Annotated in this window: 17 protein-coding genes, 1 tRNA gene and 1 other RNA gene; 10 read left to right on the forward strand and 9 right to left on the reverse strand. The window is 68.4% G+C overall.

The window, feature by feature from the left end:
• Positions 1 to 161 precede the first annotated feature (161 nt).
• From Cco03nite_RS39530 to Cco03nite_RS39550, 5 genes are all read right to left on the reverse strand, one after another.
• Positions 162 to 233, reverse strand: a tRNA-Gln gene (locus Cco03nite_RS39530).
• A 68-nt stretch (positions 234 to 301) separates the two neighbouring features.
• Positions 302 to 1,087: a fumarylacetoacetate hydrolase family protein gene (locus Cco03nite_RS39535; protein WP_203699188.1), complete on the reverse strand. Its 786-nt coding sequence runs from the start codon at positions 1,085 to 1,087 to the stop codon at positions 302 to 304.
• Between the two features lie 86 nt (positions 1,088 to 1,173).
• Positions 1,174 to 1,866, reverse strand: a complete 693-nt coding sequence (locus tag Cco03nite_RS39540; protein ID WP_203699174.1) for an ABC transporter permease — start codon at positions 1,864 to 1,866, stop codon at positions 1,174 to 1,176.
• Positions 1,863 to 2,681, reverse strand: a complete 819-nt coding sequence (locus tag Cco03nite_RS39545; protein ID WP_203699175.1) for an ATP-binding cassette domain-containing protein — start codon at positions 2,679 to 2,681, stop codon at positions 1,863 to 1,865. Before Cco03nite_RS39545 ends, Cco03nite_RS39540 begins: the two co-directional genes overlap by 4 nt.
• A complete protein-coding gene (locus tag Cco03nite_RS39550) occupies positions 2,678 to 3,016 on the reverse strand; it encodes a PadR family transcriptional regulator (RefSeq protein ID WP_203699176.1) in 339 nt (112 codons plus the stop codon). The genes Cco03nite_RS39545 and Cco03nite_RS39550 overlap by 4 nt, the downstream gene beginning before the upstream one ends.
• A 76-nt stretch (positions 3,017 to 3,092) precedes the next feature.
• Here Cco03nite_RS39550 and Cco03nite_RS39555 point away from each other — a divergent pair, with 76 nt between their 5' ends.
• Positions 3,093 to 3,980: an RNA-binding protein gene (locus Cco03nite_RS39555; RefSeq protein ID WP_203699189.1), complete on the forward strand. Its 888-nt coding sequence runs from the start codon at positions 3,093 to 3,095 to the stop codon at positions 3,978 to 3,980.
• 206 nt (positions 3,981 to 4,186) lie between these two features.
• On the opposite strand, the gene Cco03nite_RS39560 is transcribed toward Cco03nite_RS39555, so the two are convergent.
• Complete coding sequence (locus Cco03nite_RS39560) at positions 4,187 to 4,612, reverse strand: DUF350 domain-containing protein (protein ID WP_203699177.1); 426 nt, start codon at positions 4,610 to 4,612, stop codon at positions 4,187 to 4,189.
• An 85-nt stretch (positions 4,613 to 4,697) separates the two neighbouring features.
• Positions 4,698 to 6,050 carry a glutamine synthetase family protein gene (locus tag Cco03nite_RS39565; protein ID WP_203699178.1) on the reverse strand — a complete coding sequence of 451 codons (1,353 nt, stop codon included), beginning with the start codon at positions 6,048 to 6,050 and terminating at the stop codon, positions 4,698 to 4,700.
• 173 nt (positions 6,051 to 6,223) lie between these two features.
• Between Cco03nite_RS39565 and Cco03nite_RS39570 the strand changes: the two genes are divergently transcribed.
• From Cco03nite_RS39570 to panB, 5 genes are all read left to right on the forward strand, one after another.
• On the forward strand, positions 6,224 to 7,048 hold the full coding sequence (locus Cco03nite_RS39570; protein WP_203699179.1) for a hypothetical protein: 825 nt from the start codon (positions 6,224 to 6,226) through the stop codon (positions 7,046 to 7,048).
• 88 nt (positions 7,049 to 7,136) lie between these two features.
• Positions 7,137 to 8,075 (forward strand): hypothetical protein, encoded by a 939-nt coding sequence (locus Cco03nite_RS39575; RefSeq protein ID WP_203699180.1) that lies wholly within the window; start codon positions 7,137 to 7,139, stop codon positions 8,073 to 8,075.
• 10 nt (positions 8,076 to 8,085) lie between these two features.
• The gene (locus Cco03nite_RS39580; RefSeq protein WP_203699181.1) at positions 8,086 to 9,135 is read left to right on the forward strand and encodes a hypothetical protein; all 1,050 of its coding nucleotides are present in this window, start codon (positions 8,086 to 8,088) and stop codon (positions 9,133 to 9,135) included.
• 80 nt (positions 9,136 to 9,215) lie between these two features.
• Positions 9,216 to 10,970, forward strand: a complete 1,755-nt coding sequence (locus Cco03nite_RS39585; protein ID WP_203699182.1) for an NAD+ synthase — start codon at positions 9,216 to 9,218, stop codon at positions 10,968 to 10,970.
• 100 nt (positions 10,971 to 11,070) lie between these two features.
• The gene (gene panB, locus Cco03nite_RS39590; protein ID WP_203699183.1) at positions 11,071 to 11,910 is read left to right on the forward strand and encodes a 3-methyl-2-oxobutanoate hydroxymethyltransferase; all 840 of its coding nucleotides are present in this window, start codon (positions 11,071 to 11,073) and stop codon (positions 11,908 to 11,910) included.
• A gap of 73 nt (positions 11,911 to 11,983) precedes the next feature.
• Here panB and npdG read toward each other — a convergent pair whose 3' ends face one another.
• Entirely contained in the window at positions 11,984 to 12,670 is a 687-nt protein-coding gene (gene npdG / locus Cco03nite_RS39595) for an NADPH-dependent F420 reductase (RefSeq protein WP_203699184.1), read from the reverse strand.
• A 34-nt stretch (positions 12,671 to 12,704) separates the two neighbouring features.
• Positions 12,705 to 13,457, reverse strand: a complete 753-nt coding sequence (locus Cco03nite_RS39600) for a sulfite exporter TauE/SafE family protein (RefSeq protein WP_203699190.1) — start codon at positions 13,455 to 13,457, stop codon at positions 12,705 to 12,707.
• A gap of 196 nt (positions 13,458 to 13,653) precedes the next feature.
• Here Cco03nite_RS39600 and rnpB point away from each other — a divergent pair.
• The 4 genes from rnpB to Cco03nite_RS39620 all read left to right on the forward strand — a co-directional run bounded on the left by rnpB (position 13,654) and on the right by Cco03nite_RS39620 (position 18,132).
• Positions 13,654 to 14,070, forward strand: an RNA gene (gene rnpB, locus Cco03nite_RS39605) — RNase P RNA component class A.
• Between the two features lie 439 nt (positions 14,071 to 14,509).
• Positions 14,510 to 15,841, forward strand: a complete 1,332-nt coding sequence (locus Cco03nite_RS39610; protein WP_203699185.1) for an AAA family ATPase — start codon at positions 14,510 to 14,512, stop codon at positions 15,839 to 15,841.
• Positions 15,825 to 16,451 (forward strand): RloB family protein, encoded by a 627-nt coding sequence (locus tag Cco03nite_RS43220; RefSeq protein ID WP_373314442.1) that lies wholly within the window; start codon positions 15,825 to 15,827, stop codon positions 16,449 to 16,451. Before Cco03nite_RS39610 ends, Cco03nite_RS43220 begins: the two co-directional genes overlap by 17 nt.
• 370 nt (positions 16,452 to 16,821) lie before the next feature.
• Positions 16,822 to 18,132, forward strand: a complete 1,311-nt coding sequence (locus tag Cco03nite_RS39620; protein ID WP_203699187.1) for a hypothetical protein — start codon at positions 16,822 to 16,824, stop codon at positions 18,130 to 18,132.
• Positions 18,133 to 18,151: the final 19 nt, after the last annotated feature.

Genomic DNA, 18,151 nt, shown 5'->3' on the forward strand with positions numbered 1-18,151 from the left:
GGCGTCCTAGGCCGCTAGACGACGGGGCCAGGTCGATGTTCCGGAGAACACCTTATTCATTTTTCGACCGCCTAGCTGACTTCTCAGCTCGGCGGCCCGCTGAACTTTAGCAGGTCCAGCAGCCTCGCGCGAATCGGGCTTCACCCGATCTTGCTTGGTTGCTGGGGTACCAGGACTCGAACCTAGACTAACTGAACCAGAATCAGTTGGGCTGCCAATTACCCCATACCCCATTGGCACCGTTGCCGCTGCCGGGACTGAACTTTACCTGACCTCCCCGGCAGCGCCAAATCGGTATCCCCTACCGCGCGGCGACCGGGTTGCGCAGCTCGCCCAGACCCTGGATACGCACGCTCACCACGTCCTTCGCGGCCAGCGGCGACACCCCCGCCGGCGTGCCGGTGAGGATGACGTCGCCGGGCAGCAGCGTCATCACGTGGGACACGTACGACACCAGCGTGGGCACGTCGAAGACCATCTGCGAGGTGCGGCCGAGCTGGCGCACCTCCTCGTTGACCTCGCAGCGCACCTCGGCGTCGGAGACGTCGACGGCGGTGTCGATCCACGGGCCGATCGGGCAGAACGAGTCGAAACCCTTGGCCCGGGTCCACTGGCCGTCGATCTTCTGCAGGTCGCGCGCGGTGACGTCGTTGGCGATGGTGTACCCGAAGATCGCCTTCTCGGCCCCGGCCCGGTCCACCCGGCGCGCGCCCGTGGCGCCGATCACCACGGCCAGCTCGGCCTCGTGCTCGACCTGGTGCGACTGTTCGGGCAGCCGGATGATGTCGTGCGGCCCGATCACCGATGTGGACGGCTTGAGGAACAGCATCGGCTCCTTGGGCACCGGCACCCCGTGCTCGGCGGCATGGTCGGCGTAGTTGCGCCCCACGCCGACCACCTTGCTGGGCAGGATCGGGGAGAGCAGGCGTACGTCGGCCAGCGCGAAGCGCTGCTCGGTGAGATCCAGCTCACCGAAGGGGTGGCCGCTGATCGCGCGTACCGTCAGCGCCTCGGCCCCGGCGTCCGGATCCCCCTCCACCACGCCGAACGACATGCCACCCGGATGAACAAAGCGAGCGATGCGCACCACAGCCCCCAGCTGAAGAATCGATTTCCCGCTTCAACTTACGCCGTAGGCCCGGTGTGACCTCGCTCGCTCCACCCGCGACCGGCTCAGCGCCGGGCGACGAACCGCAGATGTGACCGCTGTCGCAGCCGATATCCCGACGCCGCCGCCACCACCGCCAGCAGGGCCGCCAGGCACACCGCCGCGTGGATCAGACCGCGGGTGAGGTAACCGCCGTCGGTGTGGTCCACCGCGTAGGTGCCGATCTCGCGGCTGAACCAGAACGGCAGCAGCCGCGAGGCCGAGTCGGCCGGGTCCATCATCATCTGCAGCCCCACGACGATGAGCAGCACCAGCATGCCTTCCAGCTCCCGCGGCAGGGCCGCGCTGAGGGCGAGCCCGAACGGGGCGGCGACCGCCACGGTCAGCAGCATGATGAGCCCGATCGCCCCGTACCGGACGTGCTCCTGGTCGATCCGGATCAGCACGTAGTAGGGCGCGGACAGCAGCAGGCCGACCGTCCACAGCGCGGCCAGCCGGCCCAGGTACAGGTGGCTGCCGCGGTATCCGGACAGCCGCAGCCGGGGTTCGACGGCGCGTGCCGCGCTGCCCGCGAACAGCGCCGCGGTGCTCATCGCCCAGCCGATCCCCAGGCACACGAACCGGATCGACTGCCCCGCGTGGGAGTCGCGCCGGCTCAGGTAGAACGCCAACGGGAAGATCAGCAGGATGGCCAGCACCCCGCGCCGGCGCGCGATCTCCCGCAACGCCATCTCGGCGACGACAAACGTCTTGGTCATCGGAGGGCCTCCCGCGGTGTCAGGTCCAGCACGGTGTCGACGCCGTCACGGGTGTTCAGCAGGTGGGTCACCACCACGATCGCCTTGCCCGCGTCGCGCCAGCGGTGCACCTGCTGCCAGAAGTCCAGATAAGAGCCCTGGTCGAAGCCCTGGTACGGCTCGTCCAGCAGCAGCACGTCCGGGTCGCCGAGCCCGGCCATCACCAGGTTGAGCTTCTGCCGGGTGCCGCCGGACAGGTGGCGGGCCTGCGTGCGGCCGCGCGGATCCCAGTCCAGCGCCGCCGCGCCCGCCCGTCCGCCGTCCCGGGCTTCCGTCCGCGACATGCCACGGCCCGCGCCCACCAGCAGGAAGTGCTCGTCGGGCACGAGGAAGTCGCTGGTGCCGCCGCCCTGCGGGCAGTAGCCGAGGGCGCCGTGCACCCGCACCTCGCCCCGGTCCGGGCTGACCAGGCCCGCGCAGATGCCCAGGAACGTGCTCTTGCCGGAGCCGTTCGCGCCGACCACGGCGGCGACCTCGCCCGCGCGTACCGTCAGGTTCACCTCGCGCAGCACCGTCCGGCGGCCGTACCGCTTGCTGATGCCGAGGACCTCCAGCCGCACCGGCCCGCCGGGCGCGCGCCGCGGCGGCGCCAGGCGCACGCTGTCGGCGACGGTCGCGGCGTACGCCTGGGGCGGGCCGAACGCCCGCAACGGATCGTCCCCGCTCTCCCACAGGTGGGCGGCCGTCTCGGCGAGCACATTGCCCGCCGTGTCCGCGGCCACCCCGTGCCGGCGCAGCTCGCCGGCGAGGGCATCGAGCCAGGTGTCGTGTCTCACCGTGCCGCCACCTCTCGCAGAATCGCGCTCACCCCGCCCGCGAAGGACTCCCAGTCGGCCGCGGACCGCCGCAGCGTCTCGGCGCCCTCCGGGGTGATCCGGTAGTACTTGCGGGCCGGGCCGGACCCGCCCTCGCGCCAGTGCGCGGCGACCTGGCCGCCCCGCTGCAACCGCAGCAGCACCGGGTAGAGGGTGCCGCCCTGGATGCCGTCCAGCCCCGCCGCGTGCAGCGACTGGATCAGCTCGTAGCCGTAGGACTCGCGGTGGGCGAGCACGCCGAGCACGCACAGGTCGAGCACTCCCCGCAGCCATTGAGTGCGCCGCTCCAACTCCATGGCGCGAGACCGTAGCACAGCAAGCTAGTTGGTGTCGCTACCTAGTCGGCGACACCGGTACTCTGGCCAGGTGCAAATCGCCGCCCCCGCCGCCGAGGTCCTTGACCGCGACGTCTGGCGTGCCCGCCGGCAGGCGCACGAGGAGCTGGTGGACGGCTGGCTGGCGCACCATCTGGCGCGCCGCCGCGATGGGGTGAAGCACCCCGTGCACGACTTCCTGTTCACGTACTACTCGCACCGGCCCGCCCAGCTGCGCCGCTGGCACCCCGGCCACGGCGTGCTGCTGCGCGACGGCGCTCCCGACCGCGACTACCTCGCCGTCGACGGTGGCGTCCTCCTCGACCCCGCGCTCCTGGCCAAGCGGGCCGATTCGGTGCGCTGGATCCGCGACCTGCTCGCCGCCACCGCGTCCCGGCCCGCCCAGCTCGGCTGCTTCGGCATGCACGAGTGGGCGATGGTCTACCGCCAGACCCAGCAGGAGGTCCGGCACAACTCCTGGCCGCTGCGCCTGTCCCCCGCCGCGACCGCCGAGGTCGTCCAGGACCGGGGCGTACGCTGCACCCACTTCGACGCGTTCCGCTTCTTCACCGCGCCCGCCCGCCCCCTCAACGTGCACCAGCCCACCCGCGAGCTGCAGCCCGCCCTCGAACAGCCCGGCTGCCTGCACGCGAACATGGACCTCTACAAGTGGGCCTACAAGCTGTCCCCGCTGGTCCCCAGCGAGCTGGTCACCGCCTGCTTCGCGCTGTCCCGCGAGATCCGCGAACTCGACATGCGCGCCAGCCCGTACGACCTCGCCGACCTGGGCTTCCCCCCGGTCCGCATCGAGACCCCCGAGGGCCGCGCCGAGTACGCCGCCGCCCAGCGCTCCTTCGCCGACCGCGCCGCCCCCCTCCGCAACGCACTCCTCACCGCCTGCGACCACCTCCTCCCACCCACGGCGGCCTCGACCAGATCTAGATGATTTGTTGTCGCCGGGACGACCACAAATCTTCTAGATCCGCCTAACCTGCGACCGGGCAGGCGGCATCGCGGGGCGGAACGGCGATCACCGCCGGGCAGACGAGCCGGGCGGTGATCGGTGGCGCAGACTTTGCTCTGCACCCAAAAGCTTGCTCTGCACCCACGGACGCAACACGCCTCCGGCGCAGGGAGCGGGCGCGGGCCGGGTCAGGCGATGCAGGCGCAGACGATGAGGGCCGCGCCGAAGTGGGTGGCCGCGGTGACCTTGGCGGCGGGGTGCGGCTCGATCTCGGCGATCATCTCGCCCAGGCGGCCTGGGGTCAGCCAGTCCAGCGCCATGAACGCCAGCGCCATCAGGCCGATGCCGAGCAGGCCGAAGATCACCGTGGAGGCCAGGCCCTTGCCGAAGTCCTCGTAGCTGGTGAAGATCGCGGTGAACACGATCAGCGCGATGCCGAGCTGGTTCGCGGCCAGCAGGAGCGCGGCGTTGCTGCTGCGCTGGTGCCAGATCAGCTCCCGCAGGCGGCCCGGCGTCAGCAGGTCCACCACCACGAAGCCGACCGCCATCAGGCAGATCCCGGCCACCCCGAACACCACGCTCTGCCACGCACCTGTGACCAGGTCCTGCACCATGTACGCCTCCACTGCATCCGAATGTCGCTCGGGAGGCTAGCGGACGCCCGCAACAGGGGCGCCCGCACGGGGCTGACCAGGTTACTTACAGCGCACCGAGGTACTTGATCCGCTCGTACGGCGTCACCTCGCGCCGGTACTCCTCCCACTCGGCGCGCTTGTTGCGCAGGAAGAAGTCGAACACGTGCTCGCCGAGCACGTCGGCGACCAGCTCGGAGCCGGCCATCACGTCGATCGCCTCGGACAGGTTCTCCGGCAGGGCCGAGTAGCCCATCGCGCGCCGCTCGGCGTTCGACAGCGCCCACACGTCGTCCTCGGCGCCCGGGGGCAGCTCGTACCCCTCCTCGATGCCCTTCATGCCGGCCCCGAGCAGCACCGCGAAGGCCAGGTACGGATTGCAGGCCGAGTCCAGCGAGCGCACCTCGACCCGGGCCGAGTTCGGCTTGCCGTACGCGGGGACGCGGACCAGGGCGGAGCGGTTCAGGTGACCCCAGCAGACGTACGCCGGGGCCTCGCTGATCCGGTCCGGGATCATCTGCGGGAACAGCCGCTTGTACGAGTTGACCCACTGGTTGGTGACCGCGGTGAACTCCCGCGCGTGGGTGAGCACCCCGGCGATGAACGCCTTCGCCGTCTTGGACAGCTTGTGCGGGTCGGCCGGGTCGTGGAAGGCGTTGCGCTCGCCCTCGAACAGCGACAGGTGCGTGTGCATGCCGCTGCCGGGCTGGTCGGTGAACGGCTTGGGCATGAAGGTGGCCCGCACCCCGTGCGACAGCGCCACCTCCCGCATCACGTGCCGGAACGTCATGATGTTGTCGGCGGTGGTCAGCGCGTCCGCGTACCGCAGGTCGATCTCCTGCTGGCCGGGGGCGACCTCGTGGTGGCTGAACTCCACCGAGATGCCGATGCGCTCCAGCGCCAGCACGGCCTGGCGGCGGAAGTCGCGCGCGATGGCGTGCGTGGTGTGGTCGAAGTAGCCGCCCGAGTCGACCGGGGTCGGCACGCCGCCGTCCGCGGGCGCGTCGGCGAGCAGGAAGAACTCGACCTCGGGGTGGGTGTAGAAGGTGAAGCCCTTGTCGGCCGCCTTCGACAGCGCCCGGCGCAGCACGTGGCGCGGGTCGGCCCAGCTCGGCGTGCCGTCGGGCATGAGGATGTCGCAGAACATGCGGGCGCTCTCACCGGAGCCGCCGCCCTCGAACGGGAAGACCTGGAACGTCGTCGGGTCCGGCATGGCGATCATGTCGGACTCGTACACCCGGGCGAAGCCCTCGATGGCCGATCCGTCGAAGCCGATGCCCTCCTCGAAGGCCGCCTCCAGCTCCGCCGGGGCGACACTGACCGACTTCAGGGTGCCGAGCACGTCGGTGAACCAGAGGCGCACGAAGCGGATGTCGCGCTCCTCAAGCGTACGCAGCACGAACTCCTGCTGACGATCCACGGCAAGCCTTCCTAGACGAGATCTCCGGGCCAGTCTGGCGCGGCCTCATTACGCGCACGTTACGCCATCCTCCAGCTGTACGCCGGAGCACGGTGATGCCGCAACTTCGACGCCCTTCACCCCGTTGAGACGGTCAGTGACACGGAGCTCCCCTCGATGCGCAAGGAGCGCCCATGAACCGCCTGGACTCCCTCTTCCCGGTGCGCCACCGGACCATCGCGGGCGGTATCGCCCTCGGTGGGCTGCTGATCGGCGCGCTCACCCTGGCCGGGGTGCTCGGCGCGACACACCGCCAGCAGCAGGCCCAGGCGACCGAGACGACCCGCAAGACGCTGCCGCTCACCGCCACCCAGCCGGAGCTGCAGGCGGCGCTGCTGGCCGAGGTCGACCTGCCGGCCAGTTACGCCCCGCAGCCGCCCAGCCCGTCGCCCCGGGTGCGCACGCCCCGCCCGGAGCGCTGCGCGGCGCTGCTCGGCGCGCCCGACGAGCTGATCCGCACCGCTGCGGCGACCGTGGCGACGACGCACCCGAAGGCCCGCCTGCAGCCCACCGCCCAGGCGGTCTCCGGGCACCGCGGGCCCACGCTGATCACCCAGGTGCTGAGCACGTTCACCGGGGACGGGGCGCTCGGCACGCTGAACGAGCTGCGCCGGATGGGCCAGCGCTGCCGGGACTTCAACGCGGTGCTCGACGACGGCACCGCGGTCCGGGTACGCGTCGAGGACGTGCCGCGCGACCGGCTCCCGGCGGACCTGCTGAAGCTGGAGGGCGACGCGTACGCGCTGCGCTTCACGCTGACCGGCAAGGAGCGGACCATGACCGGCTACCTGGCGCTGGGCCGGGTGGGCGGGCTGCTGTCGATGCTGCGCGAGATGGACTCCGGCGAGCGGCAGGGCGCGGTCGCCGACCTGGGCCGGTTCACCGGGCTGCTGGAGCAGGCGGCGAAGAAGCTGCTGCCCATCACCCTCGGCGGAGCGCAGCCGACGCCCCGGAGCTGACCCAGAACATTGATCATCATTGAGGCGTCCGTTTAGGATGGCGGGAGTCGTGGCCTGATCGGCCCCACCCCTCCCCCAAGGTGCGTCCATGCCTCCGTCCGACAACGCCCCCGCGCAGCCGAAAGCCGTCTGGGCGGAGCGTTTCGCCGGCATCCTCGCCGGTTCGTTCGCGATCCCGCTGCTCGGCGAGATCCTGCTCGCGGTGCTGAACAACGAGGACTTCGACTACCTGCGCACCGCCATCACGGCGATGGTGCTGGGCGTCGGCGCGGCGATCCTGTACGCCTCGCAGGTCGGCCGGATCGTGTTCCAGCGGGCACGGGCCGGCTTCCTCATCGTCGCCGGGTTCGCCACGGCGACCCAGGGCTTCCTGCAGGCGGCCCGGCCCGAGTGGCTGCGCGGCGACCCGATCGAAGGCGTCGTCGGCATGATCACCCTGATCCTGGGCCTGTCCGTGTTCGCGATGGGCTGGTTCTACTTCCGGGTCGAGGCCCCGGTGGCCGAGGCGGCCGCGATCCCCGCGCCGCGCGAGCCGCTGCCGATCGAGACGGTCTCCTTCGTCCGCGCCCAGGGCCGCTACGACGCCACGAAGCACACCAAGTACTTCGACGCCTGCCGGGCCGCGCTGAGCCTGGAGGTGCTGCACTATGTCGCCTACTACGAGGGCCGCCACCAGGTCTTCGCGATCGACGTGTTCGACCGCCTGGAGGACTTCCAGCCGGTCGAGGCCACCCAGGCGCAGCGGCGGGAGAAGTACCACGAGCACGGGCCGCAGCTCATCGACCTGATGGCGGAGCTGGACGGGCGGTTCAGCGTGCTGGAGACCGGGCCGCTGATCCGCATGGTGTTCGACGTCGAGCAGGGCGCGATCTACTACTACATGATCAACAGCAACCCGGCCGTGCACGTCATCGGGGTCACCCTGGACCAGGCCCAGATCCACACCGCCGACGACGCGCTGGAGAAGCTCTCCGTGGAGCTGCGGCGGCGGTCCGGCCGCCTGCCCATCACCCAGCAGAACACCTAGGGGGTACGCAGTGCGCCGCCTGGCCTGGCTCGCCCTGGCCGTCCTGATCGGCCTCGGCACCGCCGCCGTCACCGGCGTCCGGATCGCCGACGCCACCGACTCCACGCCCTACCTGCTCGCCACCGCGGCTCTGCTGGCGATCGGGCTGTACGGCAGCACCTACGGCATCGACCTCGCGGCGGCCCGGCAGGACCGTCGGCTCATCGTCACCGCGGTCACCGTCGGTGTCGTGGTCAAGGCGGCCGTCATCGGCGGATCCCTCGCGCTGGCCTGGCAGGACCCGCTGTTCCTGCTGCTGGGCATCGTGGTGGCGCAGATCGACCCGCTGTCGGTCGCCGCGCTGCTCGGCGAAGACCGGCTCTCCCCCCGCGCGCGCACCGTCCTGGCCGCGTGGTCCTCGTTCGACGACCCGATCACGGTGGTGCTGACCGTCTACGCCGCCGCCGTCACCACCGGCGCGCTCGGCCTGAGCGGCCGGGGCGAGCAGGGGGTGCACGTCGCCGACGGGCTGCTCGCGTACGCCGCGGATCTGGGTTTGAATCTCGCCTTCGCCGCGGTGGTGTGGCTGCTGTGGCGGCACGGCGTCCGGGATCGGCCCCGGTGGGCGAGCATTCTGCTCGCGGCCGCGGTCGCCGTCGCCGTGTGGCAGTTCTGGATGCTCGGCCTGGCGCTGATCGGCCTGTTCCTGCGCCCGGCCTGGCTGGACCGGCTGCTCCCCCGCATCACCCAGGGCGCGCTGTACGCCGCCACGGTGCTGCTCGGCCTGCTGCTCATCGGCGGCGTCGCGCTGCCGCGGGGGGTGACCCTGGGTCTGGCCGCGTTCGCCGCGCAGATCCTGGTCGGCTGGCTGCTCACCCGGAACATGCCCGCCGCCGACCGGCTGCACCTGGCCTTCGCCCAGCAGAACGGCATCACCGCGATCATCCTCGCGCTGCGCCTGGAGTCCCAGTTCGCCGGCGTCGTCGCCGTCGTCGCCCCCGCCATCCTGGTCACCAACCTCACCCACCACGCCGCCAACCACCTCCTCGACCGCCGCGCCCGCGTGCGCGCCTCCGCCTGAGGGCGGCGCGGCGGGACTGTGGCAGGGCACACGCCTGGTGGGAAACGCGCGGCGGGTGGGGTGTGCGGGAAGATGAGGGCATGACCGCCACGCTGCGTCTCGCTCTCGCCCAGGTGAACCCGACGGTCGGCGACCTCGCCGGCAACGCCGCCATCGTCCGCGAGTGGTCCGCGCGGGCCGCCGAGGCCGGTGCCCACCTGGTCGCCTTCCCGGAGATGATGCTGACCGGATACCCGGTCGAGGATCTGGTGTTCCGGCAGTCCTTCGTCGAGGCGTCCCAGCAGGCGCTGGTGAGGCTGGCCGAGGACCTGGCCGGCGACGGGCTGGGCGAGCTGGCCGTCATCGTGGGTTACCTGGACGCCGACGGCCCGGCGCGGCTCGGCGCGGACTCCACCTCCCCGGTCGGCCCCCGCGACTCGCTGGCGCTGCTGCACCGCGGTGTGGTCGCCGCCCGCTACGACAAGCACCACCTGCCCAACTACGGCGTGTTCGACGAGGACCGCTACTTCGTGCCCGGGGACACGCTGACCGTGGTGCGGGCGCAGTGGGCCGACGGCAGCCAGGCCGACCTGGCGCTCACCATCTGCGAGGACATCTGGCAGGCGGGCGGCCCGTTCGCGGTGGCGGCGTCGGCGCGGGTCGGGCTGGTCATCAACATCAACGGCTCGCCGTACGAGCTGAACAAGGACGACCTGCGGCTGCCGCTGGTGCGGCGCCGGGCCGCCGAGGCCGGGGCGACCGTGGCGTACGTCAACATGATCGGCGGCCAGGACGAGCTGACCTTCGACGGCGACTCGCTGCTCGTGGCGGCCGACGGCACGCTGCTCGCCCGCGGCCCGCAGTTCCACCAGCAGCTGCTCGTGCACGACCTGCAGCTGCCCGAGGCCGACCCGGACGCGCCCGCCGGGCACCTGGGCACCATGCGCGTGGCCCGGGTCCCGCTGACCACCTCCTGGGCCGCGCCCGAGGGCCCCGCCGCCGACGCCGGGATCGCCGACCGGCTCAGCGACGAGGCCGAGGTGTGGAACGCCCTGGTGCTGGGCCTGCGCGACTACGTACGCAAGAACGGAGCGAAGTCGGTGCTGCTGGGCCTGTCCGGCGGCATCGACTCGTCGGTCGTCGCCGCGATAGCGGTGGACGCGCTCGGGGCCGAGCACGTCGTCGGCGTCTCGATGCCCAGCGGCCACTCCTCGCAGCACTCCCGCGACGACGCCGCCGAGCTGGCCCGGCTGACCGGCCTCGACTACCGGGTCGAGCCGATCCAGCACATGGTGGACTCGTTCCTGTCCAACCTGAACCTGTCCGGCCTGGCCGTGGAGAACCTGCAGGCCCGGGTGCGCGCGGTGATCCTGATGGCGCTCTCCAACCAGGAAGGGCACCTGGTCCTCACCACCGGCAACAAGAGCGAGCTTGCCGTCGGCTACTCGACGCTGTACGGCGACTCGGTGGGCGCGTTCAACCCGCTCAAGGACGTGCCGAAGACGCTGGTGTGGAAGCTGGCGCACTGGCGCAACACGGTCGGCGAGGTCATCCCGGAGAGCTCCATCACCAAGCCGCCGAGCGCCGAGCTGCGCCCGGGGCAGCTGGACACCGACTCGCTGCCGCCGTACGACCAGCTGGACGCGATCCTGGCCGGCTACGTCGACGGCGACCAGGGCCGCGACGAACTGGTCGCCGACGGCCACGACCCGGCCCTGGTGGACCGCATCCTGCGCCTGGTCGACGGCGCGGAGTACAAGCGCCGCCAGTCCGCCCCGGGCACCAAGATCTCCTTCAAGGCCTTCGGCCGCGACCGCCGCCTGCCGATCACGAACCGCTGGCGCGAGAGCAAGTGAATTAGTGCACTGAACCCTGACATCGGGTGTTCAACAGGTGGAAACATTCTCCTGAGACCCGGGGACCGCGGACGCGGCCTCGAGGCGAGAGGAGACAGCGATGTCCGACAGTGTGCCCTCCCTCTACGGCGGGCCGGCCGGCTCGCGGGTGCGCACCCGCCACCTGCAGCTGGCCAAGGAGCGCGGCGAGAAGTGGGCCATGCTCACCTCGTACGACCAGTACACCGCCCAGATCTTCGACGAGGCGGGCATCGCGGTGCTGCTGGTCGGCGACTCGGCGGCCAACAACGTGTTCGGCTACGAGTCGACCCTGCCGGTGACCGTCGAGGAGATGCTGCCCCTGGTCCGCGCCGTGGTCGGCGCCACCAAGCGGGCGCTGGTCGTGGGCGACCTGCCGTTCGGCACGTACGAGGAGTCCCCCGAGGTCGCCCTGCGCACCGCCGTGCGCTTCATGAAGGAAGCCCGCTGCCACGCGGTCAAGCTGGAGGGCTTCCGCCCCGCCCAGATCCAGATGATCACCGGCGCGGGCATCCCCGTCATGGCCCACCTGGGCTTCACCCCGCAGTCCGAGCACCAGCTCGGCGGCTACCGGGTCCAGGGCCGCGGTGACGACGCCGCCGCGACGCTGCTGCACCAGGCCCGCGAGGTCGCCGCCGCGGGCGCGTTCGCGGTCGTCCTCGAGATGGTCCCCGGCGACGTCGCCAAGCAGGTCACCGCCGAGATCGGCGTACCCACCGTGGGCATCGGCGCGGGCCCCGACACCGACGCCCAGGTCCTCGTCTGGCAGGACATGGCCGGCCTGCGCCCCGCCTCCGCCGGCCCCACCCCCCGCTTCGTCAAGAAGTACGCCGACCTGCACAGCGTCCTGGCCCGAGCGGCAGCCGAATTCGCCGCCGACGTCCACGACGGCGCCTTCCCCACCGCCGACCACACCTTCTGAAAGGAAGGGCACCTTCACAACGCTATGCGTTGTAGAAGGTGCCCTTCTTAACGTCCGACCGCTCCTGAGCTGGTCAGACGTCGGTGATGCGGATGCCGGAGTGGGCCTTGTAGCGCTTGTTCATGGCGATCAGGTTTGCGGTGAGGGCTTCGACCTGGCCGGCGTTGCGCAGGCGGCCGGCGTGGATGCCGCGCATGCCGGGGATGCGGCCGGCCAGCGCCTGCACCACGGCCACCGCCTCGCGGTCGTCGCCGAGCACCAGGATGTCCAGGTCCATCCGGGTCACCGTCGGGTCGGCCAGCAGCTCCGCGCTGACATGGTGGAACGCCGCGGTCACCCGGGACTCGGGCAGGATCGCCGCCGCCTGCTGCGCGGCGCTGCCCTCGTCGACCTTGAGCGCGTACGGCCCCTGCTTGTCGAAGCCCAGCGGGTTCACGCAGTCCACCACGATCTTGCCGACCAGCGCGTCGGCCAGCCCGGCCAGCGTCTCGGCGTGCCCCGCGTACGGCACCGCCACGATCAGCACGTCCGAGCGCCCGGCCACGTCCGCGTTGTCGCCCCCGCTGACGTCCCCGCCGGACAGCTCCGCCAGCTCCGCCGCCGAGGCCGCCGCCCGGTCCGCGCTCCGGGAGCCGATCAGCACGCGCTGCCCGGCCAGGGCCAGCCGGTATGCCAGGCCGCGGCCCTGATCGCCGGTGCCGCCGAGGATGCCGACCGTCAGCGCGCCGACGTCGGGAAGGGAAGCCAGGTCCAATGCCATGCCTGATCCTCGCACCGAACGAGCGTTCATCGCGCTATGACATGGCTCGCACGAACAGCACACCCGCCACGGTCACCCCGAACGCCACGATCACCGCGCGCAGCGTACCGGCCGGCAGCCGCCGCCCGACCCGCGCGCCGACGAACCCGCCCAGCAGCGTCGCGGGCACCAGCACCGCCACCGCCGGCCAGTACACCGGCCCGAACAGCGTGTACATCGTGGTGGCGACCACGCCCACCACCAGCTGGAGGAGGTTCTTGAGGGCCACGATGCGGTTCATCGACTCGACCACGACCACGCTCAGCACCGCGATCAGGATGACGCCGAGCACCGAGTTGAAGTAACCGCCGTACACCCCGACACCGAAGAGCAGCACGAACCGCAACCAGACCGGCTGCGCGTGCGGCTCGCCCACCAGGCGGCTCACCCGCGTCTGGAACGCCAGCAACAGCGACGCCGCCAGCACCAGCAGCGGCATCAGCTTGGCGAACACGCCCGGCGGCGTGTGCAGCAGCAGCACGCAGCCGGTGACCGCGCCCAGCAGCACGGTGGGCGCGAGCAGCCGCAGCCGGGCCCGCTGCCCATGCAGGTCGGGCCAGGTGCCCAGCACGCTGGCGGAGTAGCCCCCGGTCACCGAGATCGAGTTGGTGACCGTGGCCTGGATCGGCGGCACCCCGAGCGCCAGCAGCACCGGCAGCATGATCAGCGACCCGCCCCCGGCCACGGCGTTCACACCCCCGGCCGCCACACCTGCGGCGCCGAGCACCAGCAACGCCCCGAGATCCATCACCCCCGGAGGCTAACCACCCGCACCCGGCGGCGCTGCGAGCCCCGCGGCCCGGCGGCCTGCGAGCATGATCGCTGTCTACGGTCAGGAAGCGCGGTCCGGCCACGGATCCTGCCCTGAAACAGCGATCATCACCCCGGGCCGGCGGCCCGCGACCGGCAGCCCCGGCGAGACGTATCATGGTCAACGCGACGGACGAGTCGGCCGGGCGGTCGCGTCACCACGGGCTCCGGCCCGGCGGTGCCGAGGAACGTCCGGACTCCACAGGGCAGGGTGGTTGTTAACGGCAACCCGGGGCGACCCGCGGGACAGTGCCACAGAGAACAGACCGCCCGCCGCCCCTCGGGGCAGCGGGTAAGGGTGAAACGGTGAGGTAAGAGCTCACCAGCACCCCGGGTGACCGGGGTGGCTAGGTAAACCCCACCCGGAGCAAGACCAAGAAAGGCCGCTCGATCCGCTTCGGCGGGCGGGTGGCCGCGCGGACGTTCGAGGGTGGCCCGCCCGATGTCCGCGGGTAGGTTGCTCGAGCCTGCCGGCGACGGCAGGCCTAGATGGATGGCCGCCGCCGCGCGCGAGCGCGGCACAGAATCCGGCGTACAGGCCGACTCGTCCGTCCCTGTACTGCTACGCAGAGCGAACCAACTTCTGGCCTGCGTCAACGTTGAGTAGTCCCGGTTGCCATCTGTCGTTGGTGGTCATCGTTTGACGGCCCCGAGACGGCCTGGGTACCCGCCTGACGGCCTCAGCACGGCCTGACTGAGGTCAACCTGGCATGGACGAACTCGCATGTCTTACCCATCGTCTGCCCTAGTCAAGGTTGCCTCGCTCAATCCGCACGGCAGCTGGAGATGCAGCCGAACCCGGGCCGGCAGCCTTACCGTTTGGCCCCTGAGCCTGACGAGCTGACATACCGCGTCATTAACGACACGTGGAGCGTTAAGTCATCAGAACGGTGGGTAGTTGTTCATGTAACCGTAGTGCGTCGTCGTCTGTCGCGTGGTTTACTCACACGTAAGCGCGTGTAACCGTCGCCCGAGGGAGGTTGGGGTCGTATGCTGCTAAGTTTTCGGTTCGGCAACCACCGCTCCTTCCGCGACGAACAGCACCTGAACTTGACGCCCGTCTATGACGCGGGCGACGAGCGTCAGGCGTTGCCAGTGGTGGGCGTTTTCGGTGCAAATGCATCCGGAAAGTCCAATCTCCTCCATGCGCTGAGCTACATGCGGTTGCTCGCAGTTCGCTCCGATCGAGAGGTCGAACCGGGCTACGGCCTTAGCCGCGAACCATTCCTCCTGGACCCGGACACCCCAAAGCTTCCATCACGCTACGTAGTCGATCTCTCCATCGGCGGGGTTCGGCACGCATATGGATTCACCATCGACGGGACACGCGTCCTTGAAGAGTGGGCGCACTACTGGCCGCTTGGACGCCGGCGTGTGGTCTTCGACAGGCGTGGTGACAGTTATAAATGGGGCGAAGAGTCCAGTGACAGGCCAGAACTCGCGCGCATCTCAGAGATCACCGCTCCTACCGCCCTCTTCCTCTCCGTCGCGGCACGCTTCAGCAAGCGCCGCGAGCCGTACGAGCGACAAAACGACCCGCTGCATGACATCTATCGGTGGTTCCTCGGCCTACGCATGCGGCAGAAGATCAACGCATACACTCTCACCTACCGCGTAGTACCCTCGCCTTGGCCTGATCATGAACTTGATCGTGGCATCGTAATAGATCTTCTTCGCGCGGCCGATATTGGCATCGAGGACGTACGTCTGAAGCCGCCTACTCAAGACAGCCTCTTTCCAGAATCACTAATCCCTGCGGATACCAATGAAACGGTAATCCGACGCCGCGCGAGCTTTCGGGACACCGATGCCCGCAATCGGCAACGCCTTCAGTTCGCGCATCGTGGTGCCAACGGATCGGTGCTCTTCGAGTTCGACCAAGAATCAACGGGAACTCAGCAACTGCTGGAGCTTGCAATCGATACGGCTTATGTCATCCGAAGCGGTGCCGTAATTACTGTCGATGAGATCGACTCAAGTCTTCACCCCATGTTGACTGCAAAGCTCATCAACTTGTTCCAGAACCCTCGCACTAACCCCAAGTGCGCCCAGCTCATATTCACGAGCCACGACGCAACCTTGCTGGGCAGCTTCGATGGGGACGAGGTGCTAGAACGCGACCAAATATGGTTCGCGGAAAAGGACGATCACGGCGCGTCGCTGCTTTACCCGCTTTCCGATTTCAAGCCGCGAAAGGACGAGAACAGGCAGCGACGTTATCTAAATGGAAATTACGGCGGAATTCCAGACCTATCATCGGACCTGTTCGAGCAAGCACTAGCAGCTCGCGGTATCTGGGACGACGATGGTGCCACGCAGTAGCCAGCGGCGAGGTCCGATCAGGATTGGGCAGGGCCGAGACACGGATCTAGCACGACGGTCTCGTGGTCTTGAACAACGCCAAACCGTATTGGTGGCTACAAACGGAACCAGGACCGAGGTACAGTACTTCGATTCGCTCCGACAAGAGTCTTGGGTTAGGCCCGGACGTATCGCGGTCGTGTGCATAAATGGCTCTCCGGTAGACCTTATTAAAGAAGTCTCCCGGAGAATGCGTCGCGACGATTACGACGCTGCCTGGGCAGTTTGCGATGTGGACTCATTCTCGGTAACAGACGCCGCGCGGGTTGCACGCGAGGAAGGTGTCGCGCTCGTTTGGTCAAACCCCTGCTTCGAGGTGTGGCTAACGATGCACTTCGACAACTGCACGGCGTACGTCGAGGACGCGCGGAGGGCTGAGGCGCTACTAAAAAGGTGCTTGCCACACTGGGACAAGGCTAACCTTCGGTTCGGCGACTTTCGAAATGGCGTTTTTGAAGCAGCTCGACGAGCTGAGAGACTGGGCCCTGACCCCGACAACAACCCGTCATCGGGTGTATGGCGCATTATCCAAGCGATAAAAAGCACCGACGCCGACGACTTCGCGCAATAGTGTGGCGCACTCGCCGCTCAGAGACTTCTCCGCTCCCAACCCGTCGCCGTGGTTGACTACATCGCGTTACGTCATTTCTGATCGCCCAGACTGCGCTTAGCTCCCGTCTGCCGTCGGCCGCACCCCATGGTCATGATCTGGCCGTGGTCAAGGTGGAGCACTCCACGACTGAATCCCAATGGCAAGGCCGGCAGCAGTAACTTGGCCAGAAACACCGGCCACCCGTTGGTCAGTGGTCGACTTGCCGCTGTACGACCACGCGCAGCGCAGCCTCATGTACCCGAAGCGGCTCAATCAAGACAAAAATCGGATAGCGCAGCGCCCGGTCGCTCCTTAATCTGCCTTAATGCCCACCGCTGAGCCGACATCCATGCAGATCCAGAGCCTAAATGATCTTTCGACTGCCGTGCTGGTGTTCAGTGAAACCATCGATACGCTGATGATGATAGCCGCAGTAACACCGCAAACTGCCGCGATGGAAAATGCAAGAAAGACCGCGGCTGCGATATCTAAGGCGATTAGCAATATTCCGGCGTCGCCAGAAAGAGACCGGCTGCTTGCGGTGCTTCGTGGTGACACGGCTTACGACGATGAGGTCATTGCGCAGGCACTCGTCACCGGTGCGGCCCTGAAGGACATTGCGCAAGATCGTGCCTCTCGACAGATAGCCCAAGCCCAAAAGGACTTCGAAAAGATCTTCGAAGGGGGCCTACTGCTAAACGAGTGGCCTCATGTTCGCAGGATTATGCGCCGCTTCGTGATGCGACCAGAGCCGGAAACTCTTATTATCAACGCTGCACTGGTTGCAGCAGTAAGCGCATTCGAAAATCTTCTCGCGGTGGTGATCCGCACACAACTTACTTGGCAGCCTAAAAGATTGTCGTCAGGCAAAGACTTCTCTATTGGCGACATCCTGGAGTACGGCTCCCTTGATTCGTTAATTGCGGAGGCTGTAGGCCGCCGCGTTGATGCGCTCTTGCGTGAAGACCTTAGCGCTTGGCACATTTGGCTCAAAGACAAAGGTGGCTGTCGGCTGGACTTGTCAAGCCTTGCGCTAGACTGGGCCGCCTTCCAGGAGGTGTTCAAGCGACGGAATGCAATCGTGCATACCTCTGGTGCCGTCAACCAAGATTACGCACAGACTGTTGCCGGTTCGCCTGCGATCGGTACGCTTCTTCAAGCTTCTCCGGAATACCTGCGTCGCGCACTGGAGGAGTTGCTTACTGCGGGATCACTGATGGCAGTCGGGACTCTTTTGTTCTTCCAAAAGCCATCTGAACACGCATTGATGGAAGCCTGGCACATCGCCGCTGATGTGGCAGAGCCAGCAAAATTGCAGAATGCTCAGATTCGAATTTACCGGTATATTCGCAATCAAACGGCTTCTGCGGATGTGCGATTCGCATGCGGCCTGCGCGAGTGGGCACACCGCATCGCCGAAGGCGATAACGACGGGGTAGCCGAGGAGGCCATTCGGTTTATCGAGAGTGATGGTCCGGTTATTCAGCGTGCCGTCGCATGCCTCGTGATAGGTCAGCGAAAGCAGGCGATTGATCTCCTTCGCGAAGCTCTGTCCGCTGGACAAATCTCGAAAGCGGACGTCCGGGAGTCGACCTACCTGACGGCGCTGGATATTACTTCGGAACTCTGGCCGCCCAAGAAGCGGTCGCCGCGGACGTGACATGGATTTCTCGCTTAGC

This window comes from Catellatospora coxensis (assembly GCF_016862635.1).
GTDB classification, from domain to species: domain Bacteria; phylum Actinomycetota; class Actinomycetes; order Mycobacteriales; family Micromonosporaceae; genus Catellatospora; species Catellatospora coxensis.